This is a genomic window from Pseudomonas sp. PA-6-3C (assembly GCF_021605825.1).
GTDB lineage: Bacteria > Pseudomonadota > Gammaproteobacteria > Pseudomonadales > Pseudomonadaceae > Aquipseudomonas > Aquipseudomonas edaphica.
Genome location: NZ_WKDV01000044.1, coordinates 20530 through 46709, shown reverse-complemented (window position 1 = coordinate 46709; position 26180 = coordinate 20530). Strand labels below are relative to the sequence as shown.

Here is a 26180-nt window from a genome sequence, read left to right as displayed (position 1 = left end):
GCACATCGCCTTCCCTTGACGAGGATTCACCATGCTCAAGTACTTCGATCCGCATATCCATATGGTCAGCCGCACCACCGACGACTACCAGAACATGGCCGCCGCCGGCATCACCGGGGTGATTGAACCGGCATTCTGGCAAGGCCAGGCGCGCACCAGCCTGGGCAGTTTCGTCGACTATTTCGACACGCTGCTGGGTTGGGAACGCTTTCGCGCGAGCATGTTCGGCATCCACCACTTCTGCACCATCGGCCTGAACCCCAAGGAGGCCAATGACCTGTCGATTGCCAATGAAGTGCTGGAGATTCTGCCGCGTTACCTGGTCAAGGATGGCGTGGTGGCGGTGGGTGAAATCGGCTACGACGACATCACTCCCGAAGAGGACCGCTTCCTCGCCGCGCAACTGGAACTGGCCAAGCAATTCAACCTGCCGGTGCTGGTGCACACGCCGCACCGTGACAAGATCGGCGGCACCAAACGCACCCTCGCCGTCATCCGCGAAGTGGGGATTGCCGAACACCTGGTGATCATCGACCACCTCAACGAACTGACCTTGCCGCTGGTGCTCGACAGCGAGTGCTGGCGCGGCCATTCGATCTACCCCAACACCAAGATGTCGGAGCAGCGCATGGTCGCGTTGCTGCAGGAATACGGCACCGAAAAAATGGTGGTCAACAGCGCGGCGGACTGGGGCATCAGCGACCCGCTCAAGGTGCCCAAGACCGGCCAGGCGATGCTCGCGGCCGGGTTCAGTGCAGCCCAGGTGGAACAGGTGCTGTTCCATAACCCGGTGGACTTTTTTGCCCAGAGCGGCCAACTCGACAAGGCCCTGGTGAGCACGCCGCTGCCCATCGACCAACGCAAGCAATGGCAAGAAAACTCGGCCCTGCGTGGCCAGGACCCGGTGGTCAAATGAGCGCCGCCAAGGGCTGGGCGGCCAGCCAGATCGGCTATTGCAGCAATGTACACCCGGCACGCGACCTGGCCGGGCTGCGCGCCTCCATCACCGAGCATTTTCAGGGCGTGCGCACCTTGCGCGGGCTGGCCCAACAAGACAGCGGCCTGTGGATCTGCGCCCAGGCGGCGGCGCAATTACAGCACGCCCCGGCGCGCACGCAGTTTGTGCAGTTACTCAAGCAAAGCGGCGTGCGCCTGACCTCACTGAACGGTTTTCCCTATGGCGACTTCCACCAGGGCGCGGTGAAGGCCGAGGTGTATTTGCCCAGTTGGGCCGACCCGCAACGGCTGGCTTACAGCCTGGACCTGGCGCGCATCCTTGCCCACGCCCTGCCCGACGATTGCCGCCAAGGGGTGATTTCCACGGTGCCGCTGGGCTATGCCGCAACCTGGAGCAAAGCGCGGCAACTGCGCGCCGATGAACACCTCAGCCAACTCACAGCCGCACTTGCCAGGCTGCACCACAAAACCGGCAAGAAAATTGTGTTCTGCCTGGAGATGGAGCCCGACTGTGTGCTGGAAAATACCGAGCAGACCCTCGCATTCTTCCAGCACCGGCAGGCCATGGACCCGAACCATGCCTACCTGGCGCTGTGTTTTGATGTGTGCCACCAAGCGGTGATGTTCGAGGATTGTTATCAATCCCTGGAACGGCTGCGTGCCGCCGGCGTGCCGGTGGGCAAGGTCCAGCTGTCCAATGCGATGATCTGCCACTTGCCGCCCGACGATGCCGTTCGGCGCGAAGCCGTGCTCGACACCCTCGCAAGCTTTGCCGAAGCCACCTACCTGCACCAGGTCAAGGCACTCGATGCACAGGGCCGTCGCGTGGCATGGGCCGATCTGCCGGCGGCATTGCAAGGTTGCACCGGGTTCAACGAACTGCGCATTCACTTCCATATCCCGCTGTTCAGCGAACACTTGCTGTTGCCCGAACTGCGCGGCAGCCAGGCGGCCCTGGCCCAGACCTTCGACTACCTGGCCGCCCACACGGAGTTCCGCCCGGTGCTGGAGGTGGAAACCTACAGCTGGGGCGTGTTGCCCGCGCAACTGCGGCCCACCACGCAACAGGCGCAGCTGGAAGGCATCGCCGCCGAGCTGCGTTGGGTCGAGAGCCAATTGCGCCAGCGCAACCTGCTGCAAACCCTGATGCAGGAGGCGTATGCCGATGCGCTCTGAGCAACCGCTGCTGCTGATCAATGTGGTCGGGCTGACGCCGTCGCTGCTGGGCGAGGCGACGCCGCAGATCAACGCGCTGCTCAAGACCGCCAAGATGGCCAGCCTGCAACCGGTGTTCCCTGCCGTGACGTCCACGGTGCAGGCCTCGATCCTCACCGGCGCGCCGCCGTCGCAGCATGGGATCGTCGGCAATGGCTGGTACTTTCGCGACCAGGCCGAAGTGCGTTTCTGGCTGCAACCCAATGCGCTGATCCAGGGCGAAAAGGTCTGGCACACCCTCAAGCGTGAAATGCCGGGCTTTCGCTGCAGCCAGTTGTTCTGGTGGTACAACATGTACGCCGATGTGGACGCCTCCATCACACCGCGCCCGCATTACCCGGCCGATGGGCGCAAGCAATTTGGCCTGTATTCGTCGCCGCCCGGTTTGCATGAGCAGATCGAGGCGCAGATTGGCGAGTTCCCGTTCCATGGTTTTTGGGGGCCGGCGGCGGGCATCGCGTCGAGCCGCTGGATTGTCGAGTGCGCCATGGCCGAGTTCCAGATCAGCCGGCCGCACCTGCAATTGATCTACCTGCCGCACCTTGATTACAGCTTGCAGCGCGTGGGGCCTGAGCACCCGTCGATTGCTGATGAAGTGCGCGCCATCGACCACGAAGTCGGGCGTTTGCTGGCCTTCGCCGAGGCCCAGGGTGCGGCGGTGATGCTGCTGTCTGAGTACGGCATCGAAGCCGTCGCGCAGTCGGTGTCGATCAACCGCGTGCTGCGCGCCGAAGGCCTGTTGCAGGTGCGCCAATCCTTGAGCTGGGAACTGCTCGACCCCGGCGCCAGCGCGGCGTTTGCGGTGGCGGACCATCAGGTCGCGCATGTCTACGTAAAGCACGCGCAAGACATCCCGCGGGTCAAAGCCCTGTTGCAGCGCCAGCCCGGCATCGAGCAGGTGCTGGACAAAGCCGAACAACGCGTTTGGCAGCTCGACCATCCACGCAGCGGCGAGCTGGTGGCCGTGGCCGCCGCCGGGTTCTGGTTCGATTACTACTACTGGCTGGACGAACGCAAAGCGCCGGATTTTGCGCGCACCGTGGACATTCACCGCAAGCCCGGCTACGACCCGGTCGAGTTGTTTATCGACCCGGCCATTCGCTTGCCCAAGCTCAAAGTGGCGCGCCGCCTGCTGCAAAAAAAGCTCGGTTTTCGCTACTACATGGACCTGATCCCACTGGACACAGGGTTAGTCCGTGGCAGCCATGGTCGTCTGCCCAGCAGTGCGCAGACCGGCCCGCTGCTGATCACCAATTGCGACCTGGCGTTGCCGCAGCAACTGGCGGCGACGGCAGTCAAGCAACTGCTCCTGGAGCACTTCCTGGGGCGCCCTCACCTCGAACTGGCGAATGCCAAGGAGCTTTCATGCGGCGAGCCTTATCTATAACGGTCCTGAGCGCACTGGCCGGATTGGCCCAGGCACAGGACACCAACCCCTTCGATTGCAGCAACTTTCTGCAGTTTGGAGGCAATCTCGACGCCACCCGGGCCGCCTTCACCCAAGGCCCCGACACCCTCGCCTGGAACTGGTTTGCCTGCCTGAACCAGCCTGCCGGCCCACAAAGCCCTGACCGGGTCTGGGAAACCCTCAAACCGTCAGACCAGGTCTACCTGCCTAACGGCGCCCAACCGCTGCCGTATGGCCAAAGCGTGCCGCCACCCGCCGCCGTGCTGAGCCAGGCCCAGGCGATGGGCATGAACCCCAACCGAATCTTGCATAACCTCAACGCCACGCAACAGGTGGACGGGCTGATCCTGCAAATGGGCGGCCAGGTGCCGGCAGCCGAGAAAGGCCAGCCGGTGCGCTTCCAACTGCTGATGGGCCAGGACACGTTTGAATACATCGTGCAGCAGAAGGTCTACAACGTGAACGGCCAGGCCGCACTCACCAGCGACCTGAACTTCCCCTCCACCGCCTGGGAGCTGAAAGCCGCGTGGCTGTGGATCGGTAACGACACGGCCTACCAGCAACAACTGGCCAGCCAGGGTTACTACATTGCCCAGGCCTACTACCAGCAGGGCAAGCAGTATCAGGTTGGCTATGCGGCGCTGAGCGGCTTGCATGTGATCAACAAGCTGAACCCCGATTGGGTGTGGACCACCTTCGAAAACCGTAACAACAGCCAGTACACGGTGACCAACGCCGCACCCGCTGCGCCGATGACCAACAGCACCGGGCCAACAGCGGCGGCGCAGCCGGTGAACGCCACCTTCCAGGCTCAATACCCGGCGTTGGCGCAGTACGAGCTGATCGGCGTGCAATCCAACACCACGCCAACGTTACTGGCCAACTCCCAGCTGGAATCGGCGTTCCAAAGTGAATCTTCCTGCTTTGCCTGCCATGGCACCGCGGCCTATTCGCCCAAGCAGGGCTACTTCAATTTCGCCTTGAACAAAGACGGCGGCATCGTCTACCCCACCGCGCCGTTGCCCGCCTCCGACTTTGTCGGCTACCACAAACTGGACTTTGTCTGGTCGCTCAAACGCGCCCAGTGGCAACGTTAAGGAGCCTCACATGAGCGTCTTGAATTTCCCGCGTATCTACCTGGGCGGCCATATGTTCTGGAACCCGCCGACGGCCAACAACAACGACATGTACCCGCTGTACGATGCGGTAAAAATGCAGATGAACTGGCCGTTCTTGAAGGCCTTCGACATCACGCCACTGAATGCCGCCAGCACCTTGCTGCCCTGGACCATCGCCCCGCTGCCGCCCGCCAGCGTGCCCGACTACGTGATGCAGGTGCCAGGCAATGCCGGGCAGTTGACCACGCCGATGATCCCTGGCGAGTGGAACCTGTTCGGCGACAATGCCTGCGGCACCGTGAGCTACAACCAGACCCAGTCGGTGATCACCGGCGGCGAGTTACCCGGCGGTGGCTATGTGGACCAGGACCCGCTGATCAACCAGAGCTTCCAGTTGCTCGGCAACCCCTTCGGCGGTGCGCCCAGCTCGCCGGCGCGCTTTGTCGACGTGAGCCCCTGGCAGAACACTTTTACCGCGCTGTACTTCGACAAGCTGGTGCTGGGCAACGCCGAGTGCGGCCTGACGCTCAATCGCCAGTTCCGCATGCTCGACCGTTTCCTCAACTTCAACTGGGCCAACCTCGGTGGCCTGGCCTACGTGACCACCACCTGGCAAACCTGTTTCCCCAAAGAGAACCTGGAATGGGTGATCGGCAATTCCGCCTTGCTGCAAAACCTGCAGACCCAGATGGCGCAGCAAAATGCCAAGGGCTTGATGTTCCGTTTTTCGACCTACCTGACGTGCTACGACAAGAACGGCATCCTCAACAACTACCCGCCGATCGACACCCACTCCTCCAGCGCGGCGGCCCAGGCCCAGGTGCAGGCCATGTACCAACAGGGGCTGGATAACGTCGGCGATATCTTCTTCAACCCGGCCTATAGCCGCACGGTCGGCACCCTGGGCCTGTGGCTCGACGATGAGTTCCCCACCGCCCCCGCCGGCCGGCGCCTGGTACCGGCCGGTGCAGTGCCCATCTACAAGACCTCGCCGGGCACGGCCACCCAGGCGCAGCTCGGGGTGATCTCGGCGCAGGCCCACGACAACACCCTGTCGCTGGACCTGGGCAATGCCTTCCCGTTCTACCCGATCGACAAGACGGCCGACATCCCGGTCGCGGCCAAATTCCAGGCCGGCAATTACCAGATCGGCATCCGCCAGGGCACGCAATTCAGCCCGCTGGCCAGTTTTGGTTATGACGATTATCAACAGGCGGCCTTCGACAAACGCTCGGGCATCCTCGACCTGCCGCTGGGCGTGGACGCCCAGGCACTCCTGCAAACCGGCACCCTGGAACTGCAACAGCCCGGCACCACGCCCGTGATCGCCGCGACCCAGCAGATGTGGACCGCCGAAGTCGTCGAGAGCGCGAGCTTTATCGACGTGGGCGACACCAAAACCCTGCAGGTTATGGTGCAATACGACGGCCTGCCCGCGCCTGCCGGCACCACGTTGTGGGTGGCCGAATACGGCAATGCCTACATGCTGTGTACCACCGACTACTACCTGGCCTTCAGCAACGCGGCGAACTTCACGCTGTTCAACAACGACCCGGCCAACCCGGCGAATAACAGCGCCAATTGGCCGCAATTTCAAGGCGCAACCACGCTGCGCAGCCACGTAACCGAGGGCACCGGTCGCCAATTGATGGCCACGCGGCTGGCGGTGTCAGCCGATCAAATGACGCCGGTGACCTACCAGGAATTTTTACCGACACCTGCGGCAGTGGCCTTAAGCCCGACGCTCACGTTCGCCAACCCGATCGCCATGCAAGGCACCTTGCAAGACCCGCTCAACAATACGGTGCAATACAGCCTGGCGAAGATCCAGACCGACGCCAACGGCATCGCCAACCTGACCGTCACCGCCCAGGCGCCGGGTTTTCCGACCTTGCGTTTCTTTGTGCAGGAAGGTCAGCAGGCACCGGCGATCCCGTTCAGCTTCCCGCTGCCCACGGCCTTCACCGACTTCCTTGCGCCGCTGCGGGTGCTGCCGCTGGAACCGCAGTTGCAGCAGAACTTCGTCAACGCCTGGAACCTGATTTATCAGCGCGAAAACGCCGGCCAGCTGATCTGGGAGACCTTCATCTACCCCTTCATCCTGCAGCCGTTTTATTACCTGTACCCGATCATGAGCAAGTTCATGCCGCTCAACTCCTTGTCGCGCATTGAGGGCGCGGTGGACCAACTGATTGTGTTGATCAGCAAGCCCTATCAGGAAGAAAGCACCCTGGCGATGCCCATTACGCGAGACATGCCGCAAAGCCGTCGAGCCGTACTGGAGTTGTGGGCGCAAGCCTTGGTGAAACGCAACTACCCGCCCGTGCAATTGAGCATGAGCGACTACCACTAAGCCACACGCAGGAGCGCCGGGTGGCCTGACGGCTGCCCGGCACCTCACAGGAGTGTCCTATGAACACCAGCCTTTTGAGCCGACTGTTGCTGCTGCTTGTGCTGCTCAGCCCCGCCGCGTTTGCCGCCGAGGACAGCGGCGCCGTGTACTTCACCAATGGTGTACACAACAGCGAAGGGTGCAACGAGCAGAACGGCAACTGCATCGCCAAACGCGCGCCAGGCGAGCCGTCCGATCCGTTTTTTCCGGCGCAATGGATCAGCGACTGGACGATGTACCGGGTCATGAACAACTACGCGAAAAACCCGCCGCCCTATAGCAATCCACCCTCGACCCTCACACCTGCCGACTACACGGTCTCGCGCGGGACGAGCTACTACGACACCACGTATATCCCGCCGGATGGCGACGGCTTCGGCGCGATGATGGAGCACTACGAGAAGTACTGCCTGCCGATCTTCCCGATCAAGAACAACAACTACACCTGCTCGTTCGTGTCCCTGGGCAACAAGGCGTACTTTTTGACTTACCCGCAGGACCGCCCGAAAGACATGCCGGCCTGCTGCATGTTTTCGCCGATGAACCACCCACCGCGCCAGGACTTTATCGAGCACCTGCCCTACAGCGCCGAGCGCAGCAAAAACCTCAACGCCAGCGTGCAGGCCTATGCCCTGGACCTGCAATCACCGTCGGGGCCGATCCTGTTTGGTTATGCCTTCAACAAGCGCCAGACCGGCGCACCACCCTACCGTTCGCCGCAGTCGTTCTTCTTTTCCGGGGACACCAGCGTGGCCAATGCGCCGATCGTGAGCCAGAACTACACCAACTTCCGTATCGCCAAACCCGACCCCAGGCAGACCTGGGACCAAGTGGCTGCGATGTGCCCGTCCAACCCGCCGCCTTGCCAGTTGTTCGAGCCGCCGACCTCCCAGAGCAACGGTCATAAGGCGCAATGGAACCAGTTGATGCAGCGTAAGCCTTGAGGAAGATCATCATGAAAACACTACTGAGTGTGATGCTGCTGGGGCTGGTCAGCCTGCCGGCCCTGGCGCGCGAAGCACCGCAGCCGTCGACGCTGGCCACGCAGCTCAACTGCCAGCCACCCACCAGCGCCCCCGCCGCCAATGCGCCGCAGGACCAGTTCGATCAATACAGCTGGCAGATGTTCGTCGCCCTGAACTGGCCGGCCCAGGACGGGCAGCGTGGCACGCCCAACTGCAACAAACAGCCTGGGGATTCTGGCTACACCGTGTGGCAGACCTACAAGACCGTCAGTGAGATCTTCCTGCCGGGCGCCGCCAACCCTGGGCCGTGGAACAGCCCGCTGACGGCCCGCAGCCTGGGCATCATTAATATCGCTGCGTTGAAGAACAGTTCGCTGGTCAACTCCATCGACCAGGCGGTCGGTGGCTGGCTGATCGACCAGGCGGGCAACCCGACCTACTACGATATCTCGGCCAACCAGGCGTCCTATAACTACATTGTCGGCAACCGCTTCTACAACGCGAATGTGGTGTCCAAAGCCAATAACATCAGCTTCCCCAATGGGGTGATCGAGATCAAATCGAGCTGGCGTATCCTCACGCCCAGGGACAACGCCAGCCATTACCTGACGCAGATTGCGCGCGTGGCCACCTTCAACAGCCAGGGCCAACGCACCGGGGTGACCGAGGCGTATCTGGGGCTGGTGGGCCTGCATATCATTACCAAGGTCAATGGCTACCCGCAGTGGATCTGGTCGACCTTCGAGCAGATCGAAAACGTGCCGCCCAAGGCCAAGGTCAATGGCCAGTGGGTCGATCAGCCGGTGTCCGGTACGGCGTATTCCTACTACACCCCGTTGGCCCCGGCCGCCACGCTCAACCAGTCGCCGTGCAACTGGCAGACCCAGGGCACGCAACTGGTCTGTGTGCCCAAGCCCGGCACCACGTTCAAGACGCCGAACCCGCTTAACCGCGTAACGCCGATTGCCGACGCCACAGGCTGGGTGAATGCCAATTACCAAGCCAACCCCGGCCTGCAACGCAGCGTCTTGAAGTACTACCAGCTGATCACCACCCAGCGCCCGCTGATGCCCAACAACCCGAGCAACCCACTGGGCCAGCCGACACCGGCGCTGTCGGCCAACGTGACCATGGAGAGTTATATCCAGCCCAACAGCAGCTGCATGAACTGCCACTCCATGGCGACGCCGGTGAAGAGTCCATTCAAGTCTGACTTCTCGTACCTGTTCAAATTTGCCAACCCGCCCGTCACCCCACGCGCCACGGACAAGGAATAGACCATGAGCATCCTCAATGGACCACGACTGAATTTCTGGGGCGGCATCCGCACCGACGTGAGCTTGCCGAACAACTCGCCGACCATCCCGTTCAATGGCAACCCGAACTGGCCGCTGTTCGACCTGACCACCTCGACCCTGGCGCCGGGTGCGCAGTCTTATACCGATGACCAACTGAACAACATGATCAACGCGCCGGCCGGCAACTACTACACCGCCGGCGGCTGGAACCACTATGGCCAGCATGTGGTGGACATGCAGAACGCCTTGATCAGTTCCCAAGGTGTGCCGGGCAACATCAGCACCACCGGCGACCTGATTGGCCAGCCGGTGTATCTGCTCGGCTCGGTAGACCCCGTGACCGGCCAAGGCCCGGTCTCCGGCCCGATGATGGTGGACCTGGACCCCAGCGCCTCGACCACCACGCAGATATTTGTCGGTGGCCTGCAAATTGGTGGCAACGACAATATCCAGTTGCTGATCCGCAACAATGCGGTGTGCAGCAGTTACGACGTGACCGGCCGCGTGCTCGACCCGGCAAAAATGGACGCACCGGGCTCGTTCCATGCCAGTGGCACGTTCCAGTTGACCTTCCCGCTGAGCAGTATCGTCAGTTGGAACCAGAACAGCGCAGGCCTCAAGGCGATCATCCAGGCGCCGGGGGCGACGGGCATTGTCTTGCGTTTTGTGATGTTCGAGATGTGCCCGCAGATGACCACGGCGCAGTTGGACGCCGATTACGCCGCCGGTAAATATACGCCTAACCCGAGCATCGGCCGGGTGATCGGCACCCTGGCCCCGGCGTTTGCCGGCGAACTGCCGGGCTGCCAGCCGGGCCGCCAGATAGTCAACCAGGCCACGGGCAACGCCGCCTATGCGGCGCTGGGCAACAACGGTTTGCTGAGCCTCGATATGGTCAACGTCATCCCCAAGCAAACCTTCCGCGCCGTGCGCGATGACATCACCAGCCCCATCGGGCCGAATGCCAATTACGGGCCGGTGACCATTGCCGCCGGTGCCGCGCCGCTGACGACACTCAATCCCACCGCCAGCCCGCTGGTCAATTACTACGTGTATGGCGGTATCGTTGACCTGCCCCTGAATACCAGCCAACAGCAAGCCGTGAGGACCACGGCGCTGAACATCACCGCCCCCAATGCAGTGAACGGTAAAAAACTCAACGCCACCGAAGCGACGTACCGGGTGTATGCCGACCAGCGCAATGTGTACCTGGAGGACTACCCCACTGGTTTGACCATCACCTTGCGCGTCAGCTACCTGGGCGGACCAGTGCCCAACGCCACCAAGGTGAGCCTCGCAGCCAGCGCGCCGGGGGCTTACGATCAAAAGCAGTATTTTGACTTCCTTAACTTCCCCACGTCTCTGACCGTGAATGCCGGGCAACAGACGGTGAGCTTCCCGGTCACGCTCAAAAGCGGCAGTGCCGGCCAGGCCGGTTTTGTCGCGCTGACCTGCACGGCCAACGGCGTGGACGATGGCGCCTTCTTCACCAACTTGCGCAAATACGCCCAGACTGATTTCGGCATAGCCAAGGGCAGCACCATCACCTGGGCACAGGTTTACCCGAACGTGTTGCGCTTTCACTACCTGGCCTTCCCCGCCATGTCGCGCTACGTACCGCTCAACCAGCCCGACGCGATCATGGGCGCCAAAAACGCGATTTTGGCGCGCACCTCGGACGCCTACAAAGGCACCACGCTGTTCATGCCGGTCGTGCGCTCGATGTCGCCGGCCCAGCGTGCGTTGCTGCGCGCCTACCTCACCGGCAGCCCATGGCAGCCGCCGCAATAGGAGCACACCCCATGACCTTGCATATTCCGGCGCAGCCCATTGAGGCACTGCACCCCATTACACTGATCGCCGACGGCCTGCTCAACCCACGCGGCCTGTGCCTGCAAGACGATGGCAGCCTGCTGTTGGCCGAAGCCGGCTCCGGCCTGGCGGACCAGCCCTTCAGCGGCCGCATCAGCCAACTTCAACCCGACCCTGCGCGGCCTGGTGAATACTTGCCCGGCAAAGTCATCGCCCAAGGCTTTCGCAGCATGAACATGCAGGCGCGCATGCTGCGCGATGAAATCATGGGCGTGTCGGACATCGCCTGTGTTGATGGGCGTTGCCTGGCCAGCCTGACCGATTATGTCGGCGGCTCGCAACTGCTCGACCTGCAATACAACCCGCCTGAGCCGGTGTTCCACAGCCGGGGCAATTTGAATGCGCTGTGCTACCACCCCACGCGCCGCAGCTGGCTGGCGGTAAAACCTGATACCAATCAACTGGTGGAGTTCACACAAGGCAGGGACGAACGGGTGCTTGCGCAACTGCCGGAACTCGATCAGGGCCAGGAAGCCGTGCCCGTGACCCTGGTGTACGAACCGCAGACGGATGCAGTGTTGATCAGCCTGTTCTCTGGCGAGCTGCACGGCGACCCGGCGCGCAAGGGCATCGACTTTGCCGACTTTGCCGGCCAAGTGATCCGCGTGCACCCGGCCACCGGGCAGATGGAAGTGGTGATACGCGGCCTGCAATTGCCCACGGGCCTTGCGTTGTGCCCGCGCGGCAGGCTGCTGGTGCTGGAACTGTGCAGCCACCTGCAACAACCGCTGCTGCCGGACTGGAGCGGCGAGCCGCTGCACGGCGGTTTTACCCGATTCAGTGGGCGTTTGCTGCGTTGCAACCTGCACACCCGGGAAGTCGAAGTGCTGGTGCGCGGCCTGGATACGCCGTCCAACTTATGTGTGGTACAGGACGCCGTGCTGATCAGCGAAGGCATGGGCCTGGCCGGGCGGCCAATCCCCACGCCCTACAACACAGTGGTGCCATTGAGCGGCAAGATAAGGCGGGTGCCGCTTTGAAACCATGCCCTACGCAGTCAAGCAAGTCGAATCAGAAATCGAGCTGAAGAAAAGCAACCCGTGGCGAGCAGGCTTGCCCTGCGTTGGGCTGCGCAGCAGCCCCAGCCCGCTGTAACTGGCTCACCGAGCCGCCTGATTTGGGGCGGCTTCGCCACCCAACGCAGGGCAAGCCTGCTCGCCACAGTGACAGTGTTCGTCCTTGATTAAAGGGTATCGCGGGTTATTCAAAGACCTTGAAAGCGCTGGCTCTGAAAACGGCCTTATACCGCGTCCTCCAGCAGCAAGACGGTCGCAGGCCCCGCACGAAACGACGGATTGTGTTGGGCCGCTTCCACCATATGAGGGGCGACATGGTGGGCGTCCAATGCAGCCTTTGAAGCCCATTTTTCGATGAGGACAAAGCTGTCGGGGTTGCCCGCCACGGGATGCAAATCATAGTTCAGGCACCCGTGCTCGGCCCGCACCTTAGGTGCCAGCGCCTGAAACGCTGCCAACTGCTGCAAGCCCTTGCCGGGCTGGGTATTGATCATCACGACAAGCCGCACTTCATTTGGCATGAACACACCATCACTTAGGCTGGATAAAGAAGCAGCACAGTACTTGAGCGTGATGCCTGGGTGCAAAAAACATAATTCACATGCAGATTTCACGCGGTTTTCACAGTGGCGCGCCTAGCCTGAACTCAGCTCCTAAGTGAACACCTTTTAAGCCCGCGCCCCCATCGTGGGCTTTTCTTTGTCTGGTTTTACCTGCGTGCCGAGCGGTTAGAGGTGTAGACAGCCCAGGCCATGCCCCGCCAACAACGTGAAGGCATTCACACTTCCGCAACGCCAGTGTTGAAGCACAAAAATTGCCCCAATAGTATTTCCCTCCACCCGAGCGCCCAACTTTATACGGATATTGCTCTGCGCCAGCTCGGGCGCTGACACGTGTGCAGGCAATCAAACATCGAGGTTTGCCATGCGTCTTACCCAACTCGCACCCGCCGCCGCCCTGTTCAGCCTGTTTACCCTGCCCGCCCACGCCGCCGACCTGACAGCCCTGACGGGCGCGCTGTCCTCCGCCCTGGGTGGCAGCAGCAACAACACCGTCAACACTAATACCAACAACGCCTCCTGCCAGCAGCAGATCCGCGATCTGCAGGCCAACATCAATGCAGCCAACGCCAAAGGCGATACCTTGCGCGCGACAGCCTTTCAGGCGGCCCTGACGCAAACCAATAAAAGCTGCAGTAACGCGCGCTACAACACCCAGGCGCAGGTGGATACCAACCCACAACACCAGCAAAACGTGAACAAGGCTGCGGATGCGATTAATGCCATCGGTGGTTTGTTCAAGTAAGTCGAAAAGTGATGTGAGAAGAGCCCGCGGTTGCGGGCTTTTTTACGGCCGGTACTTGGCTATCTGCCGTGTGCAGCCCGAGGAGGTAGACATGCTTTAATGCACGCCTATCACCCTGCAAAGGGAATTGCCCGATGAGAAAATATCTCCAGTGCTCGGAGTGTTAAGGATATTTCAAATGAACGGACGCACCTTGCTGGTCGTTATGTTGCTTGCCCACCCCACGCTATCCGTTGCAGCCACCCAACCTGCCGACGGGAAGGTACTCGGGGCAAGCGATGGCCTGATGTACTCCCGGGCGCAATTCACCTGCGGGGCGCTGCCCGCCGATCTCGTCGCCGATTACGTAAAGGCATCCAAGCTGATTGCAGGGCCAAGCGCGGAATACGATGAAGGCTACGAGCAAGTCGTCTCCCGGGGTGAGCGCAATTGGCCGGCCATCCCGAGCGTTGAGCAGCGAGCACTCGAATGCCAGAAGTCGAAAGAGGACCTGGCGATCAAGGTGAAGCTGGCACAACGCTGGTTTCCTGAGGCTTACAAGTAAGCGCTGGAAGTTATTGCCACCCGCTCATATTTATCTAACGGAGCGCCCACTCCATGGTCAGCGACCTCTCACCAAACTGAGGCTCTCAAAATATTTAAGGATATTTCAATACGTTATATATTATATTTAATTTTCAAATAACACTAAACGCATAACTCCTTTATAAAGATCAACACAACAAGAAAACAGCGAACACGTGATAAGCCTATAGCACTCCACGCTCAATGGACACGAAGGAATGTAAACTTATGACTGTCTCAACGAAAAATCTTGTTAATCCAACTGCCTCTTCGGCAGGAATCCAGACGAGTGAAGATTACCAAAGCCTCCTGAATTTTTCACACGCTTATGATCGAGGAGGATTTAATTTAAATGGAAAGCCGTCTTACACCATTACGCAGGCAGCGGATGAAATAACCCGAGGCGGTTACTATTGGGGCGACAATGACCATAACGGCAAATACAATTTCACCTACAGCTTTCTGACTTCAGAAAGTAAATCTTACGCCGCCGAGAAAGTTTCCGGCTTCACCGCTTTCAACGCACAACAAAAGTCCCAGGCAGCCCTTTCGTTTCAATCCTGGTCAGACGTCGCCAATATCTCATTCCGTGAATCTAACAGCGGAGGCGACGCCCATATATCCTTGGGCAACTACAGCAATGATCTGCAGCATGGCGGTGCCCGGTCGGCTTTCGCGTTCTACCCAAACAACAGTGGAAACAGTGACGCATTATTTTATACCAATAAAAGTTACCAAGAAAACTTAACGCCCGCGAACGGGAATTACGGCCGTCAAACTTTAACCCATGAAATTGGTCACACGCTTGGCCTGCAACACCCAGGCGCGTACGATGCCAGCGTGGGACGGCCGTCCTATTCGGATGCGAAATATGCCGAAGATACACACGGCTACTCCGTGATGAGTTACTGGAACGAGAGCAACACCCATCAAAACTTCAGTAAAGGCGGGGGCGAAGCCTATGCAGCCGGCCCGCTGATCGACGACATCGCTGCGATCCAGAAGCTCTACGGCGCCAACTACGCCACCCGCGCCGGCGACACCACCTACGGGTTCAACTCCAATACCGGGCGGGATTTCTACAGTGCCGCCTCCAATACCGACAAGCTGGTGTTCTCGGTATGGGACGGTGGCGGCAACGACACCCTGGACTTCTCCGGCTTCACCCAGAACCAGAAGATCAACCTCACTGAAGGCGCGTTCTCCGACGTCGGCGGCCTGGTGGGTAACGTGTCCATCGCCAAGGGCGTTACCCTCGAGAACGCTTTTGGTGGCGCAGGCAACGACCTGATTATTGGCAACAACACAGCCAACATCATCAAAGGCGGTGCCGGCGACGACATCATCTACGGCGGTGGCGGTGCGGACCAACTATGGGGCGGCGCCGGCAACGACACGTTTGTGTATGGTGCCAGTTCCGACTCCAGGCCAGGGGCTGCAGACAGGATTTTTGACTTCACCTCGGGCTCCGACAAGATCGACCTGTCGGGCATTACCAAAGGTGCAGGCTTGAGCTTCGTCAATGCATTCACCGGGCATGCCGGCGATGCTGTGCTGAGCTATGCCTCGGGTACCAACCTGGGCACCTTGGCGGTGGACTTCTCCGGGCACGGCGTGGCCGATTTCCTCGTCACCACCGTGGGCCAGGCGGCCATCAGCGACATCGTGGCGTGATCTAAAGCGCGGTGCTTCGGCGCCGCGTTCTGAGGAGCCAGAAGTGGATTCTGGCCTTTAGACTAATTGTCGTAGAAGTACCACATTACAGCTATCACGGTGGCAACCCATCCTAGGGTAAGCAAAAATGATAGACCTGCGAGCCGCTTATCCATGGTGCCCTATCAAAAACCGGATGGCCGCAATACGAACGCATCCAATCAGAGTAGTTGAGTGTTCTCAGTGTGCAATATCACGTGCCTGATGATCAGTCCTTGGTCGCCAGCGTCAGTGATTACCATAGCTCAATGAGGGCTACCATCAGGAACCTTTTGCATAATCTGGAATCTGTGCTGCTTGCTTTACATCAATCAGTTAGCGAGCGCCCAGCATGATATTGAGAAACACCTTACTGTGCATTGCGCTTGTCGCCGCCGGCTTCCTTGCCGGGTACGCAGCGAAACCCACCCGCGAACTTCAAGTAACGGCCGGCCAACTCATAGAGTGCGGGCGGGTAATCATGCCGACTCTCGGTATGTGAGCCCTGCGTAATTCTTCTCGCAGGCCTGGTCAGCTATTCTGGCTCGGTCATACGCTGTGCCCAACGCTACCGTTCTTTTGGATGCGAAAGCCCAGCGTGGGCTGGGCTCTTTTTTCGTGAATATTAAGAACCTTAGGGTTTTGCAGCAACGGTCACCGCTATTTCAACCGGACCACTATCGTGGATGCGAGCATGTCGCCTAAGCGTTTGCGTGAGCCAAAGAAAATAAAAATCCAGTCCAAAATGCTCAAAACAGGCGTAGTGATGTTGCGCATAAACGACTGATATAGATTGCAATTAAGATGGCTACGCTCGTCAATGACTGACATCCCCAGCAATTTTTTACCCACGCTTTGACCGTTTGGCATTGCGTCCGAAAACAGGTAATACGCCGCAGCGGATCCAATAGCCAGAATCCCGACCGCGTCTGGAGATACACCCACAAATTCAGCCGTTCTTCCCACGGCGAATAAAACAAAAAAGGTGATTAAGGAGTCAATCCACTGACCTCCCAACCGCCGCCCCAATCCAGCCAAGTTGTCTGGCTTTCGGTACTCGCTTTGAGGGGTGCTCACTTCCATGCGTTGACGCTCCAATAATGTTCGATTTGAAATATCTCAATATGCACAAAGCTCAGCGCGGATATGCTTAAGCCCGTCCTCCGCAGCCGATTCCATTATGGCATATCTTGTTACAACCATTCGCCCGCAGGCACCACCCGCAAAGAACTTCAAACTTTTGTCCTAGTCCTAATGCCAGGCGTGCTTTAAACCGTGAGCGCCTGCTGACAACCCATAGAGGTTCACAAAATGAAAATGACACTGCCCGCCCTATTTTTGGGCGTCCTCATTTCGCAAGGAGCGATGGCTGCCGGAGATGGCACAGCCGCCCTTGGAGGCGGCGTTGGTGGTGCACTTGGCAACATCGTAGGTCAACAGCTCGGCGGCTCAACGGGCGCGGCGGTAGGCGCAGGCGTAGGTGGTGCTGCCGGCAGTGCTGTCGGTGCTCAAAAAGGCAATAGAGCGGAAGCTGCATTAGGTGGAGGAATTGGCGGCGCGGGTGGCTCATTGATTGGTAATCGCCTCGGCGGTACAACCGGCTCGACGATCGGTGCAGGTCTCGGCGGCGCGGCGGGTGGCGCGCTGGGAAACAACCTGGCAGACGATGAGAGCAATCATCGATCCGATGGCAGAAAGCACAAAGGCAACAACAAGCACAAACACAAGAACAAGCATCGTTAGTTTCTGACGCTGTTAGATCGAAGCCCGGCCCAGCGCCGGGCTTCTTGTTTCTGGCAGGCGCCCCGCTCTGCTATCGTGGCCCGCTCTGATCGCAGTGGAAGCATCGAAGCATGAATTCATGGAAGACTCTGGCAATCGCCTTACTGGCATCGGTCAGCACACAGGCCGTATCAGGTGACAACGTCAACCCTGTCGCTGCAGGAATATTTATCACCATTTCCTTGCCCACCATTTTAATTGGGGCAACCACATCCCTCACCACCGAGCCGCCAAAGATATTCAAGTCAGCCAAGACTGATGCACTGGCGTTCATAGGTTCGGACGGCGAGATTCGCGGAGCACAGTTTGAGCAAGCCTCCCGACACTATCGATTGAGCCACAGGTCACCGCTCATGTCCGATATGCAACTCGCCAAGGCGATCGCGGCGTCCTACTGAGCGCAACCTTTCACATCCCTTTCACACTCGGGCGCTTAGGGTTACCCCAGCTCCTAGAGAACATCCCTTTAAGCCCGCTAATCCCCATCGCGGGCTTTTCTTTGTCTGCGATTTGGAGAGCCGAGACGTGCCCTCGACGTCTTACCCGACGACCGCTATACACGCCCACCTTCAAAATGACACGATAACGCCTTGCCTTCGTAAGCAGGAATACAGGATGTTCAGTCACGTAACCGTTGGGACAAACGATCTTGATAAGGCGTCTAGCTTCTATGACGCGGTGCTGATCCCCTTGGGGCTCTGTCGACGGCCTGTAACCCCTGATGGCGGGCCACCTTCGGCATGCTGGATCAAGCCAGATAACGCTCTCCCTCGCTTCTATGTGTACAGCCCTTATGACCGCAATGAGGCCGAAGCAGGGAATGGCAGCATGGTGGCTTTCACTGCACCCTCTCCAAATGCGGTAGATAGCGCCTATGCAGCCGGGCTTCTTGCAGGTGGATCTGATGAGGGTGAACCTGGCCAACGCCCTCACTATGGTGACGGTTACTACGGTGCGTACCTGCGTGATCCAGATGGCAACAAGGTGCACATCGCTCATCGTGGAGATTTGCATGTGGCGGGATAGGCGCCGCTCACGGTATTGGCTTGAAGCCCGCCATTGCGCGGGCTGAATGTGCTGAATTGACTGTGTGACCAGGTGCTATCTACCGACTTTCCGAGCGCTAATCAGCAACTGGCATCTACCCGCCATCTGCGGGAGGGATACAGCCACATCAGACAACACGCGGTACATCTCATGCTCGTCCGCAAACGGGTAAACCTCGAGGTTGAGAGCGATCTGAATCTTGCGCAGATCTGTGCCTTCGACGAGCCAGCGCTCAGCGGTGCGAGTCATCGTTGATCCGTTGTCATCCGTCTGCCAGGCAAGAAAGTCGAATAGCCTGGCGACCTGCCGAAAGGATATCGAGTCAGGGATATCGGCAAATGGCCGACCACCAGGAGTGCCTACGAAATTCGGGGCGATTCAGCTACTGCTGTATATCACTGATCACAATCTGCGAGCTCCCCTCGATCCTTTTGACTTCTACAGTCATGCTCCCATGCTCGCCTTTGACCAAGTAAAGGTAAAGATGAAAACCTGGCCCAGTGTCACTTTCATCGTATACAAACCGTTTCAACAAGGTTAAGGAAGCAACATTACCTATCTGAGTAGTCACCTGTTGGTTTGAACGTAAATACTCCTGAAACGCAATATTCGCCTCATCCTTTGCCTCGTAGTATCTCAGCACAAACCCTGCTATCACGACGACCAACACTGTCGCAATTACAGACCTGATTTTTTTGAATCTCGGGCTTTTTAAACTACTCATACTGAATCGTCGCTGATTTGGCAGGCAGGTGGAATGACCATTTTTGACCAAGAACGGACAAATCACAATTGCGCCCCTGCCCAGGCATTCAGTGTGGATGGAATGTCAGGAACAGCGACCGACAGGTTTGAACCGGCAGGCGTTGCGCTTAAAAAGTTATTTTCTGAAAAGGTGCATCCACTTTGATCGTTGGCTCGTAGATTCAATACCCTCACTCGGAGGGCACAAGAGCCAAGGAGATTCATCATGCACGCCTTTTACAAAAAAATTGCTGCTGCAGCCTGCTTCGCGTTTCTCTCCGTTACTGCAACACTCAGCTTTGCTGCCGACACTGTGATGGTCGGAGGCGCAGCGATGTACCCAAGCAAAACCATCGTGGAGAACGCAGTCAATTCAAAGGACCACACCACACTGGTAGCGGCAGTCAAAGCTGCCGGCCTGGTTGATACACTCAACAGCAAAGGTCCTTTTACCGTATTCGCTCCGACAAACGAAGCCTTTGCCAAGCTGCCAGCAGGCACCGTCGAAACTCTGGTCAAGCCTGAGCACAAAGCCGACCTGACTAAAATTCTGACCTACCATGTAGTTGCTGGCACACATACATCAGCACAGCTGATGGCCGACGCCAAGAAGAATGGCGGCACCGTTGTGTTGAAAACAGTTCAGGGGGAGTCGCTGAATATTAAGCTGCACGACGGCAAGCTTTGGGTTGTCGATGCCAAAGGCGGTAAGGCGAGTATCAGCATCGCAGACGTTATGCAGTCCAACGGCGTAATCCACGTTATCGACTCGGTCTTGATGCCTTAAACGCTCTTGAACCCGGCAGGCGTGCAGTTTGCCGGGTGTTGAGGCGCGCATATAGGCAGTTACTGTCAATTCAAGGAAGAGCTATGTCATCGCTACTGTTTTACACAGATGCTAACGAGGCGATCGTAGTGACTGAATTGGGCAGGGAGATCCGGCGCTTGCCGCAAAGATCGGCGGGTATCAGTTCAGGAATATTCGACCCAAAGCGGGGTCAGAAATCGTGGATATTGGCGATGCAAGCCTGTTGCTGGGGCATAGCAATCAGGAAATCGCAAAGCGCGTTTACAGAAGGCTTGGCGCCACTGCGAAGCCGTCAAAATAGAAAAGTTCTGGAACACTTCCATAATAGCTATGGAACGCGGAACAAATACAAACCCGCCACGACCAAACCCCAGAAACGCAAAAGCCCCGCAATCGCGGGGCTTTCGTGTAAATCTTGGCGGGAAACCAGGGATTCGAACCCTGGAGACGCTATTAACGTCCGCCGGTTTTCAAGACCGGTGCATTCAACCACTCTGCCAATTTCCCTTTTGCTTCACAGGATTATGATAGCCCATCCCGTGTCAGCGGGCGCCATAATACCCGAATGAAACACACTGTCAAACTCTTGCCATGGCTTGTTACAGAGCGTCTGTTATGATCCTTGCGACTGAATGTTTCAAAACTGAAGGAGTGTCGCCATGCGCGAACAGAATTACGCACTGAATGGTAACGCGCAGGCTGAGCAGCTTGAAGTCAGCCGCGTGTTGCGCAACACCTACGGCTTGCTCGCCCTTACCCTCGCGTTCAGCGGCGTAATGGCGTATGTGGCGCAGCAGATGCGCGTCGGCTACCCGAATATCTTTGTCGTGCTGATTGGTTTCTACGGTCTGTTCTTCCTGACCAACAAACTGCGTGACTCGGCCTGGGGCCTGGTGTCGGCGTTTGCACTGACCGGTTTCATGGGCTTTATCCTTGGCCCGATCCTCAACCGTTACCTCGGCATGGCCGGCGGCGCGGAAGTGGTCAGCTCGGCATTTGCCATGACGGCCCTGGTGTTTGGTGGCCTGTCGGCCTACGTGCTGATCAGCCGTAAGGACATGAGCTTCCTGGGTGGCTTCATTACCGCAGGCTTCTTCGTGTTGCTGGCGGCAGTGGTTGCCGGCATGTTCTTCCAGATCAGCGGCTTGCAGCTGGCGATCAGCGCGGGTTTTGTGCTGTTCTCCTCCGTGTGCATCCTGTTCCAGACCAGCGCCATCATCCACGGCGGTGAGCGTAACTACATCATGGCGACCATCAGCCTGTATGTGTCGATCTACAACCTGTTCATTAGCCTGCTGCAGATCTTCGGCATCATGAGCCGCGATGACTGATTGCTAGCGCAATAAAAAATGCCCCGTATCGAAAGATACGGGGCATTTTTGTTTTCACGGGATTGCAAACGCTCAGTACTGGTTAGGTTCCATTTCCAGATCGACCTTGAAACGCTCAGCAATATCACGCTGGATGCGCAGTGCCAGGTTGGCAATATCATGCCCAGTGGCCGCGCCATAGTTGACCAGCACCAGCGCCTGCAGTTTATGCACGCCGGCATCGCCGTCGCGAAAGCCTTTCCAGCCGGCTTTATCGATCAACCAGCCAGCGGCGAGCTTCATCTGCCCATCGGCCTGCGGGTATGCCACCAGATCCGGATACTGCGCCTTCAGCTCAGCCGCCAACACATGGGACACCAGTGGGTTTTTGAAGAAACTGCCGGCATTGCCCAGTTCTGCCGGGTCGGGCAGTTTTTCACGGCGGATGCTGCAAATGGCACGGCTGACATCACTCGGCGTCGCCTCAGTGATGCCCTGCCCGGCCAGGCGCTGCTGCACCGGGCCGTAGTCGAGCTTGAGGTGCCTGGCGCGGCTCAGGGCGAAACGCACCCGCAGGATCAGCCAGCGCCCGGTTTCGTGCTTGAACAGGCTGTCACGGTAGGCGAAGTTGCATTCTTGCAGGCTGAAGTCGCGCAGTTCGCCGGTGTGGCGATCCAGTGCGGTGAGGCCAGCAAACACGTCCTTGATCTCCACACCGTAGGCGCCGATGTTCTGCATCGGCGCAGCACCGACGGTGCCTGGGATGAGGCTGAGGTTCTCGAGGCCGCAGAAGCCGTGTTCCAAGGTCCACACTACAAACGGGTGCCAGGCTTCGCCCGCTTCGGCTTCGACCACCACGTTTACACCGTCGTCCTGCAGCACCCGAACGCCCTGGGTGGCCATGCGCAACACCAACGCCTGGATATCCTGGGTCAACAGCAGGTTGCTGCCACCGCCGATCACCAACAGTGGTAATGACTGCGCCGTTGCATAGGCCAGGGCTTCACGCACATCGGCGTCGCTGCGGGCCTCGGCAAACCACTGGGCGCGCACGTCGATGCCAAAGCTGTTGAATGGCTTGAGCGATACCTGCGCAAGCACTTGCAAGGTCATAACCGCCCCTTCAATTCGATCACCAATAAATCACAGGCCCGCTCGATCAGGTCCAGAACCCGTTCGAAGCCTTGCTCGCCTTCGTAGTAAGGGTCTGGCACTTCGTCCACCTCGGCGTCATAGCGACGCAGGAACAAGTCCAGCTCGGCTTTACCTTGGCCAGGATGCAACGCCTTGAGGTTGCGCAGATTGCTGTGATCCATGGCCAGGATCAGGTCATATCGAGCAAAGTCTGCACGGGAAACCTGCTGGGCACGCTGGGCCGACAAGTCGTAACCGCGCACCAGCGCCGCGCGCTGGCTGCGCTGGTCCGGCGGGTTGCCGATGTGCCATTCACCCGTGCCGGCAGACGCCACTTCAACCTGGCCGGCCAACCCCGCTTCGCGCAATTTATGGCGCAGCACACCTTCGGCGGTGGGCGAGCGGCAGATATTACCCAGGCAGACGAACAGAACCTCCATCAGGCCCCCAGCAGGCGACGGACGCGCTCAAGGTCTTCCTGGGTGTCGACACCGGCTGGCGGCGCTTCCAGCGCATCGCCCACGTGGATGCGCACACCGTGCCACAGGGCACGCAGCTGTTCCAGGGACTCGGTGTTTTCCAGCCAGCACGGCCCCCAGCTGACGAAGTCATGCAGGAAACCGGCGCGGTAGGCATAAATGCCAATATGGCGACGGTACGGTACGCCCTGGGGCAATACGTCGGGCTGTTTGGCAAACGCATCCCGCGCCCAAGGCAGGGTCGAGCGACTGAAGGTCAGCGCAAGGCCATTGATATCGCTGACCACTTTGACCACGTTCGGGTTGAACAGGGTGTCGATGTCTTCGATCGGTTCAGCCAGGGTCGCCATACGCGCCTCGCCGTGCGCGGCCAGGTTGGCGGCGACCTGATCGATCACGCACGGCGGGATCAAGGGTTCGTCACCCTGCACATTGACCACGATCGCGTCGGGCGCCAACCCCAACTGCGTGGCGACTTCGGCCAGGCGGTCGGTGCCGGAATTGTGGTCTTCACGGGTCAGCACCGCTTCAGCACCGAAACCTTTGCAGGCTTCGATAATGCGCGGGTCATCGGTGGCAACCACCACGCGTTCGGCGCTGCTTTTGCAGGCCTGTTCCCACACCAGCTGGATCATCGGCTTGTTGCCGATCAATTGCAGCGGCTTGCCCGGCAGGCGCGTGGAGGCGTAGCGCGAAGGAATGACAACGGTAAAGGCGGTGGTCATTTATCCAGGCGCTCATCGGTGGTCAGGGTACGGGCTTCGCTTTCCAGCATTACCGGAATGCCATCACGGATCGGATAAGCCAGGCCGGCGCCCTTGCTGATCAACTCGGTTTTATCGGCGCTGAGCTTGAGCGGGCCTTTGCAGATCGGGCAAGCGAGGATGTCGAGCAGTTTGGTGTCCATGAGTATTTCCTGGAAAAAGCGGTTTAAGGCAAAAGTCGGGCGGGCAGCAGGCGCATCAATTGCGTGTCGAACCAGGCCACAAACGCCGGTGACGGCAATGCATCCACTGCAAGGTACCACCAGTCGGGCTGGGCAAAGGCGCGGCACTTCACCGCGTCTTTTTCGGTCATCACCAACGGCAATGACGGTGTGAAATTCAACACCTCTGCGCTGTACGGCGCATGGTCGGCAAATGCATGGGGAATCGGCTGCCAGTGTAGCGTTTCGAGGGTATTGAAGAAACGTTGCGGGTTACCGATACCCGCGACGGCATGGACCCGCTGGCCGGCGGCAAAGTGCTCCACCGATTGGCGCTCACCGGTTTTCAAGTTGATCAGCGCCGTGGGTTGCAGGCGAAAGGCAAACCCATCCTCGCGATCGGCTCCGGCGCCGTTGTACAACAGCGCATCCACGCTATGCAGGCGCTCCACCGGTTCGCGCAAAGGCCCGGCCGGCAGGCAACGGCGGTTGCCCAGGCCACGGGCGGCGTCGATCAGCACCAGTTCCAGGTCGCGGGCCAGGCGGTAATGCTGCAGGCCATCGTCGGAGAGGATCAGGTCAAGGGGTTCACTGGCCAGCAAGGCTTTGACGGCTCGGCTGCGGTCTGGATCGATCATCAGGGGTACGCCGCAGCGCTGAACGATCAGCAACGGCTCATCGCCCGCTACTTCGGCGCTATGGCTGGCCTCGACCCGCCACGGCAACTGCGGCGGCTTGGCACCATAGCCGCGGCTGACCACGCCGACCCGCAGGCCGCTGCGCCGGCAGTGTTCGATCAGCCACAGGATCAACGGCGTCTTGCCGGTGCCGCCGACGGTGATATTGCCCACCACCACCACAGGCACCGGCGGTTGGTAAATCTCACCCTCGCCCGCCAGGAAGCGCGCGCGTTTGCGCTGTACAACGTGACGGTACATAGATTCCAGCGGCCGCAACAGTACGAGTGCCGGATGGCCCTCGTACCACGCCTTGAGCAAACGATCGGACATAGCCATCAGGGCGGGCTCGCCGCCTCGACGGTGGTCATGCGCAGGTGGCTGAAGCCCAGCTTGCCGGCGGCGTCCATGGCGGTGATCACGGCTTGGTGCTGGGTTTTGCCGTCAGCGCTGATGGAAAGCGGCATGTTGGTATCGCCACCGGACTCTTTCTGCAGAGCATCCATCAGGCTGGCAAGGTCATTTTTTTCGAGCAATTGGTTATTTACCGAAAACACCCCGTCGGCGCTGATGGCAATGTCCAGCTGCTTAATTTCCTGGTCTTCGGCCGGTGAGCCACTCACTGCTTCGGGTAAATCAACGCGCAGCTGGGTTTCGCGGGTGAAGGTGGTAGTCACGACAAAAAACAGCAGCAGGATAAAGACCACGTCGATCAGCGACGCCAGGTTGATATCAACATTCTCCCGTTGCTTGCGGCGAAATTTCACGCTCGACCCTCAACGAAATCGACATCACGATCGCCCTGCACCACTTCCACCAGCTTGATGGCTTCCTGCTCCATGCCGACCACCAGTTCATCGATGCGACGCTGCAGGAAGCGGTGGAAAAACACCGACGGAATACCGACCATCAGGCCGGCTGCCGTGGTGATCAAGGCCTTGGAAATACCACCGGCCAAGACGGCAGCGTTGGTGGTCATGCCTGAACCCATAAACGAGCTGAAAATGTCGATCATGCCCAGCACCGTGCCCAGCAAACCAAGCAACGGCGCCATGGCTGCGATGGTGCCAAGCGCATTGATATAGCGCTCCATTTCGTGGATGACGCGGGCAGCGGCCTCTTCGATGCATTCTTTCATGATCTCGCGACCATGTTTGGAATTGGCGAGGCCCGCTGCGAGGATTTCACCCAACGGCGAGTTGGCGCGTAACTCCTTGAGTTTTTCTTTATCCAGCTGTTTGTTCTTGATCCAGCCCCACACCTGCCCCAGCAGATGCTCGGGGGTTATGCGACTGGCGCGCAGGGTCCACAAACGTTCGGCAACGATGCCGAGTGCGGCGATGGAGCTCAAGATAATCGGCAACATCATCCAGCCGCCGGATTTGACCAATTCCCACACAGTGAATGTCCCCTCGAAAAAGTGCGCCACTTTACCATATAGGTTCACCGGCGTGGTTCGCAGGCGCCAGGCC

26 protein-coding genes and 1 tRNA gene are annotated in these 26180 nt (G+C 59.2%); 17 read left to right on the top strand and 10 right to left on the bottom strand.

All coding sequences use genetic code 11. The annotated features are described in order from the left end of the window. Positions 1 to 31: 31 nt before the first annotated feature. From GIW48_RS24460 to GIW48_RS24420, 9 genes are read left to right on the top strand one after another with little or no spacing between them, the layout of a single operon-like run. The gene (locus GIW48_RS24460) at positions 32 to 916 is read left to right on the top strand and encodes a TatD family hydrolase (protein WP_170040186.1); all 885 of its coding nucleotides are present in this window, start codon (positions 32 to 34) and stop codon (positions 914 to 916) included. Further along, positions 913 to 2133 carry a metabolite traffic protein EboE gene (eboE, locus tag GIW48_RS24455; protein ID WP_236460992.1) on the top strand — a complete coding sequence of 407 codons (1221 nt, stop codon included), beginning with the start codon at positions 913 to 915 and terminating at the stop codon, positions 2131 to 2133. Before GIW48_RS24460 ends, eboE begins: the two co-directional genes overlap by 4 nt. Next, positions 2123 to 3559, top strand: a complete 1437-nt coding sequence (locus GIW48_RS24450; RefSeq protein ID WP_236460999.1) for an alkaline phosphatase family protein — start codon at positions 2123 to 2125, stop codon at positions 3557 to 3559. Before eboE ends, GIW48_RS24450 begins: the two co-directional genes overlap by 11 nt. Next, positions 3538 to 4677, top strand: coding sequence for a hypothetical protein (locus GIW48_RS24445; RefSeq protein ID WP_236447810.1), 1140 nt, complete (start codon positions 3538 to 3540; stop codon positions 4675 to 4677). The genes GIW48_RS24450 and GIW48_RS24445 overlap by 22 nt, the downstream gene beginning before the upstream one ends. A gap of 10 nt (positions 4678 to 4687) precedes the next feature. After that, complete coding sequence (locus GIW48_RS24440; RefSeq protein WP_099547922.1) at positions 4688 to 7051, top strand: hypothetical protein; 2364 nt, start codon at positions 4688 to 4690, stop codon at positions 7049 to 7051. Between the two features lie 59 nt (positions 7052 to 7110). Further along, positions 7111 to 8034, top strand: coding sequence for a hypothetical protein (locus GIW48_RS24435; protein ID WP_236460991.1), 924 nt, complete (start codon positions 7111 to 7113; stop codon positions 8032 to 8034). Between the two features lie 11 nt (positions 8035 to 8045). Then, positions 8046 to 9332 (top strand): hypothetical protein, encoded by a 1287-nt coding sequence (locus tag GIW48_RS24430; protein ID WP_236460990.1) that lies wholly within the window; start codon positions 8046 to 8048, stop codon positions 9330 to 9332. A gap of 3 nt (positions 9333 to 9335) precedes the next feature. Continuing rightward, positions 9336 to 11144, top strand: a complete 1809-nt coding sequence (locus tag GIW48_RS24425) for a hypothetical protein (protein ID WP_177035052.1) — start codon at positions 9336 to 9338, stop codon at positions 11142 to 11144. A gap of 11 nt (positions 11145 to 11155) precedes the next feature. Continuing rightward, positions 11156 to 12205 (top strand): hypothetical protein, encoded by a 1050-nt coding sequence (locus GIW48_RS24420; protein ID WP_026013656.1) that lies wholly within the window; start codon positions 11156 to 11158, stop codon positions 12203 to 12205. A 260-nt stretch (positions 12206 to 12465) separates the two neighbouring features. Here the strand turns inward: GIW48_RS24420 and GIW48_RS24415 are convergent, their stop codons facing one another. Continuing rightward, positions 12466 to 12762: a putative quinol monooxygenase gene (locus tag GIW48_RS24415; protein ID WP_026013657.1), complete on the bottom strand. Its 297-nt coding sequence runs from the start codon at positions 12760 to 12762 to the stop codon at positions 12466 to 12468. A 403-nt stretch (positions 12763 to 13165) separates the two neighbouring features. Here GIW48_RS24415 and GIW48_RS24410 point away from each other — a divergent pair, with 403 nt between their 5' ends. The 3 genes from GIW48_RS24410 (at position 13166) to GIW48_RS24400 (ending at position 15784) form a co-directional block, all read left to right on the top strand. After that, entirely contained in the window at positions 13166 to 13546 is a 381-nt protein-coding gene (locus GIW48_RS24410) for a DUF1090 family protein (RefSeq protein WP_169988296.1), read from the top strand. 178 nt (positions 13547 to 13724) lie between these two features. Then, a complete protein-coding gene (locus GIW48_RS24405; protein ID WP_017136551.1) occupies positions 13725 to 14090 on the top strand; it encodes a hypothetical protein in 366 nt (121 codons plus the stop codon). A 248-nt stretch (positions 14091 to 14338) separates the two neighbouring features. After that, positions 14339 to 15784 (top strand): serralysin family metalloprotease, encoded by a 1446-nt coding sequence (locus GIW48_RS24400; protein ID WP_170040196.1) that lies wholly within the window; start codon positions 14339 to 14341, stop codon positions 15782 to 15784. Between the two features lie 678 nt (positions 15785 to 16462). Here GIW48_RS24400 and GIW48_RS24395 read toward each other — a convergent pair. Next, positions 16463 to 16885: an RDD family protein gene (locus GIW48_RS24395; protein WP_017136552.1), complete on the bottom strand. Its 423-nt coding sequence runs from the start codon at positions 16883 to 16885 to the stop codon at positions 16463 to 16465. Between the two features lie 228 nt (positions 16886 to 17113). Here GIW48_RS24395 and GIW48_RS24390 point away from each other — a divergent pair, with 228 nt between their 5' ends. The 4 genes from GIW48_RS24390 (at position 17114) to GIW48_RS24375 (ending at position 20162) form a co-directional block, all read left to right on the top strand. Next, entirely contained in the window at positions 17114 to 17545 is a 432-nt protein-coding gene (locus tag GIW48_RS24390; protein WP_099547930.1) for a hypothetical protein, read from the top strand. 110 nt (positions 17546 to 17655) lie between these two features. After that, the gene (locus GIW48_RS24385; protein WP_169988288.1) at positions 17656 to 17982 is read left to right on the top strand and encodes a DUF2388 domain-containing protein; all 327 of its coding nucleotides are present in this window, start codon (positions 17656 to 17658) and stop codon (positions 17980 to 17982) included. Between the two features lie 217 nt (positions 17983 to 18199). Beyond that, complete coding sequence (locus GIW48_RS24380) at positions 18200 to 18610, top strand: VOC family protein (RefSeq protein ID WP_099547932.1); 411 nt, start codon at positions 18200 to 18202, stop codon at positions 18608 to 18610. A 991-nt stretch (positions 18611 to 19601) separates the two neighbouring features. Then, positions 19602 to 20162, top strand: a complete 561-nt coding sequence (locus tag GIW48_RS24375; protein ID WP_017136558.1) for a fasciclin domain-containing protein — start codon at positions 19602 to 19604, stop codon at positions 20160 to 20162. 437 nt (positions 20163 to 20599) lie between these two features. Here the strand turns inward: GIW48_RS24375 and GIW48_RS24365 are convergent. Next, a tRNA-Ser gene (locus tag GIW48_RS24365) sits at positions 20600 to 20690 on the bottom strand. 152 nt (positions 20691 to 20842) lie between these two features. Between GIW48_RS24365 and GIW48_RS24360 the strand changes: the two genes are divergently transcribed. Beyond that, positions 20843 to 21514, top strand: a complete 672-nt coding sequence (locus GIW48_RS24360; protein ID WP_058419884.1) for a Bax inhibitor-1/YccA family protein — start codon at positions 20843 to 20845, stop codon at positions 21512 to 21514. A 72-nt stretch (positions 21515 to 21586) separates the two neighbouring features. Here GIW48_RS24360 and murB read toward each other — a convergent pair whose 3' ends face one another. The 7 genes from murB to GIW48_RS24325 are packed head-to-tail and all read right to left on the bottom strand — an operon-like array spanning position 21587 to position 26107. Further along, on the bottom strand, positions 21587 to 22606 hold the full coding sequence (gene murB, locus GIW48_RS24355) for a UDP-N-acetylmuramate dehydrogenase (RefSeq protein WP_017136560.1): 1020 nt from the start codon (positions 22604 to 22606) through the stop codon (positions 21587 to 21589). Then, positions 22603 to 23067 (bottom strand): low molecular weight protein-tyrosine-phosphatase, encoded by a 465-nt coding sequence (locus tag GIW48_RS24350; RefSeq protein WP_017136561.1) that lies wholly within the window; start codon positions 23065 to 23067, stop codon positions 22603 to 22605. The genes murB and GIW48_RS24350 overlap by 4 nt, the downstream gene beginning before the upstream one ends. After that, positions 23067 to 23831 (bottom strand): 3-deoxy-manno-octulosonate cytidylyltransferase, encoded by a 765-nt coding sequence (kdsB, locus tag GIW48_RS24345; protein ID WP_017136562.1) that lies wholly within the window; start codon positions 23829 to 23831, stop codon positions 23067 to 23069. The genes GIW48_RS24350 and kdsB overlap by 1 nt, the downstream gene beginning before the upstream one ends. Next, complete coding sequence (locus GIW48_RS24340) at positions 23828 to 24013, bottom strand: Trm112 family protein (RefSeq protein ID WP_003174668.1); 186 nt, start codon at positions 24011 to 24013, stop codon at positions 23828 to 23830. Before GIW48_RS24340 ends, kdsB begins: the two co-directional genes overlap by 4 nt. A 23-nt stretch (positions 24014 to 24036) precedes the next feature. Beyond that, on the bottom strand, positions 24037 to 25047 hold the full coding sequence (lpxK, locus tag GIW48_RS24335) for a tetraacyldisaccharide 4'-kinase (RefSeq protein ID WP_099548010.1): 1011 nt from the start codon (positions 25045 to 25047) through the stop codon (positions 24037 to 24039). After that, entirely contained in the window at positions 25047 to 25475 is a 429-nt protein-coding gene (locus GIW48_RS24330) for an ExbD/TolR family protein (RefSeq protein ID WP_017136564.1), read from the bottom strand. Before GIW48_RS24330 ends, lpxK begins: the two co-directional genes overlap by 1 nt. Then, on the bottom strand, positions 25472 to 26107 hold the full coding sequence (locus GIW48_RS24325; RefSeq protein WP_016969293.1) for a MotA/TolQ/ExbB proton channel family protein: 636 nt from the start codon (positions 26105 to 26107) through the stop codon (positions 25472 to 25474). The genes GIW48_RS24330 and GIW48_RS24325 overlap by 4 nt, the downstream gene beginning before the upstream one ends. Positions 26108 to 26180 lie beyond the last annotated feature (73 nt).

Excerpts from the sequence above, each read along its gene's own strand:
- GIW48_RS24445 (WP_236447810.1), top strand. The coding sequence starts at position 3,538 with ATGCGGCGAGCCTTATCTATAACGGTCCTGAGCGCACTGGCCGGATTG.
- GIW48_RS24390 (WP_099547930.1), top strand. The coding sequence starts at position 17,114 with ATGAAAATGACACTGCCCGCCCTATTTTTGGGCGTCCTCATTTCGCAA.
- GIW48_RS24400 (WP_170040196.1), top strand. The coding sequence starts at position 14,339 with ATGACTGTCTCAACGAAAAATCTTGTTAATCCAACTGCCTCTTCGGCA.
- GIW48_RS24395 (WP_017136552.1), bottom strand. The coding sequence starts at position 16,885 with ATGGAAGTGAGCACCCCTCAAAGCGAGTACCGAAAGCCAGACAACTTG.
- GIW48_RS24380 (WP_099547932.1), top strand. The coding sequence starts at position 18,200 with ATGTTCAGTCACGTAACCGTTGGGACAAACGATCTTGATAAGGCGTCT.
- GIW48_RS24425 (WP_177035052.1), top strand. The coding sequence starts at position 9,336 with ATGAGCATCCTCAATGGACCACGACTGAATTTCTGGGGCGGCATCCGC.
- GIW48_RS24375 (WP_017136558.1), top strand. The coding sequence starts at position 19,602 with ATGCACGCCTTTTACAAAAAAATTGCTGCTGCAGCCTGCTTCGCGTTT.
- GIW48_RS24350 (WP_017136561.1), bottom strand. The coding sequence starts at position 23,067 with ATGGAGGTTCTGTTCGTCTGCCTGGGTAATATCTGCCGCTCGCCCACC.
- murB (WP_017136560.1), bottom strand. The coding sequence starts at position 22,606 with ATGACCTTGCAAGTGCTTGCGCAGGTATCGCTCAAGCCATTCAACAGC.
- GIW48_RS24415 (WP_026013657.1), bottom strand. The coding sequence starts at position 12,762 with ATGCCAAATGAAGTGCGGCTTGTCGTGATGATCAATACCCAGCCCGGC.
- kdsB (WP_017136562.1), bottom strand. The coding sequence starts at position 23,831 with ATGACCACCGCCTTTACCGTTGTCATTCCTTCGCGCTACGCCTCCACG.
- GIW48_RS24460 (WP_170040186.1), top strand. The coding sequence starts at position 32 with ATGCTCAAGTACTTCGATCCGCATATCCATATGGTCAGCCGCACCACC.
- GIW48_RS24340 (WP_003174668.1), bottom strand. The coding sequence starts at position 24,013 with ATGGACACCAAACTGCTCGACATCCTCGCTTGCCCGATCTGCAAAGGC.
- GIW48_RS24405 (WP_017136551.1), top strand. The coding sequence starts at position 13,725 with ATGAACGGACGCACCTTGCTGGTCGTTATGTTGCTTGCCCACCCCACG.
- GIW48_RS24420 (WP_026013656.1), top strand. The coding sequence starts at position 11,156 with ATGACCTTGCATATTCCGGCGCAGCCCATTGAGGCACTGCACCCCATT.
- GIW48_RS24385 (WP_169988288.1), top strand. The coding sequence starts at position 17,656 with ATGAATTCATGGAAGACTCTGGCAATCGCCTTACTGGCATCGGTCAGC.
- GIW48_RS24410 (WP_169988296.1), top strand. The coding sequence starts at position 13,166 with ATGCGTCTTACCCAACTCGCACCCGCCGCCGCCCTGTTCAGCCTGTTT.
- eboE (WP_236460992.1), top strand. The coding sequence starts at position 913 with ATGAGCGCCGCCAAGGGCTGGGCGGCCAGCCAGATCGGCTATTGCAGC.
- lpxK (WP_099548010.1), bottom strand. The coding sequence starts at position 25,047 with ATGGCTATGTCCGATCGTTTGCTCAAGGCGTGGTACGAGGGCCATCCG.
- GIW48_RS24360 (WP_058419884.1), top strand. The coding sequence starts at position 20,843 with ATGCGCGAACAGAATTACGCACTGAATGGTAACGCGCAGGCTGAGCAG.
- GIW48_RS24435 (WP_236460991.1), top strand. The coding sequence starts at position 7,111 with ATGAACACCAGCCTTTTGAGCCGACTGTTGCTGCTGCTTGTGCTGCTC.
- GIW48_RS24450 (WP_236460999.1), top strand. The coding sequence starts at position 2,123 with ATGCGCTCTGAGCAACCGCTGCTGCTGATCAATGTGGTCGGGCTGACG.
- GIW48_RS24430 (WP_236460990.1), top strand. The coding sequence starts at position 8,046 with ATGAAAACACTACTGAGTGTGATGCTGCTGGGGCTGGTCAGCCTGCCG.
- GIW48_RS24440 (WP_099547922.1), top strand. The coding sequence starts at position 4,688 with ATGAGCGTCTTGAATTTCCCGCGTATCTACCTGGGCGGCCATATGTTC.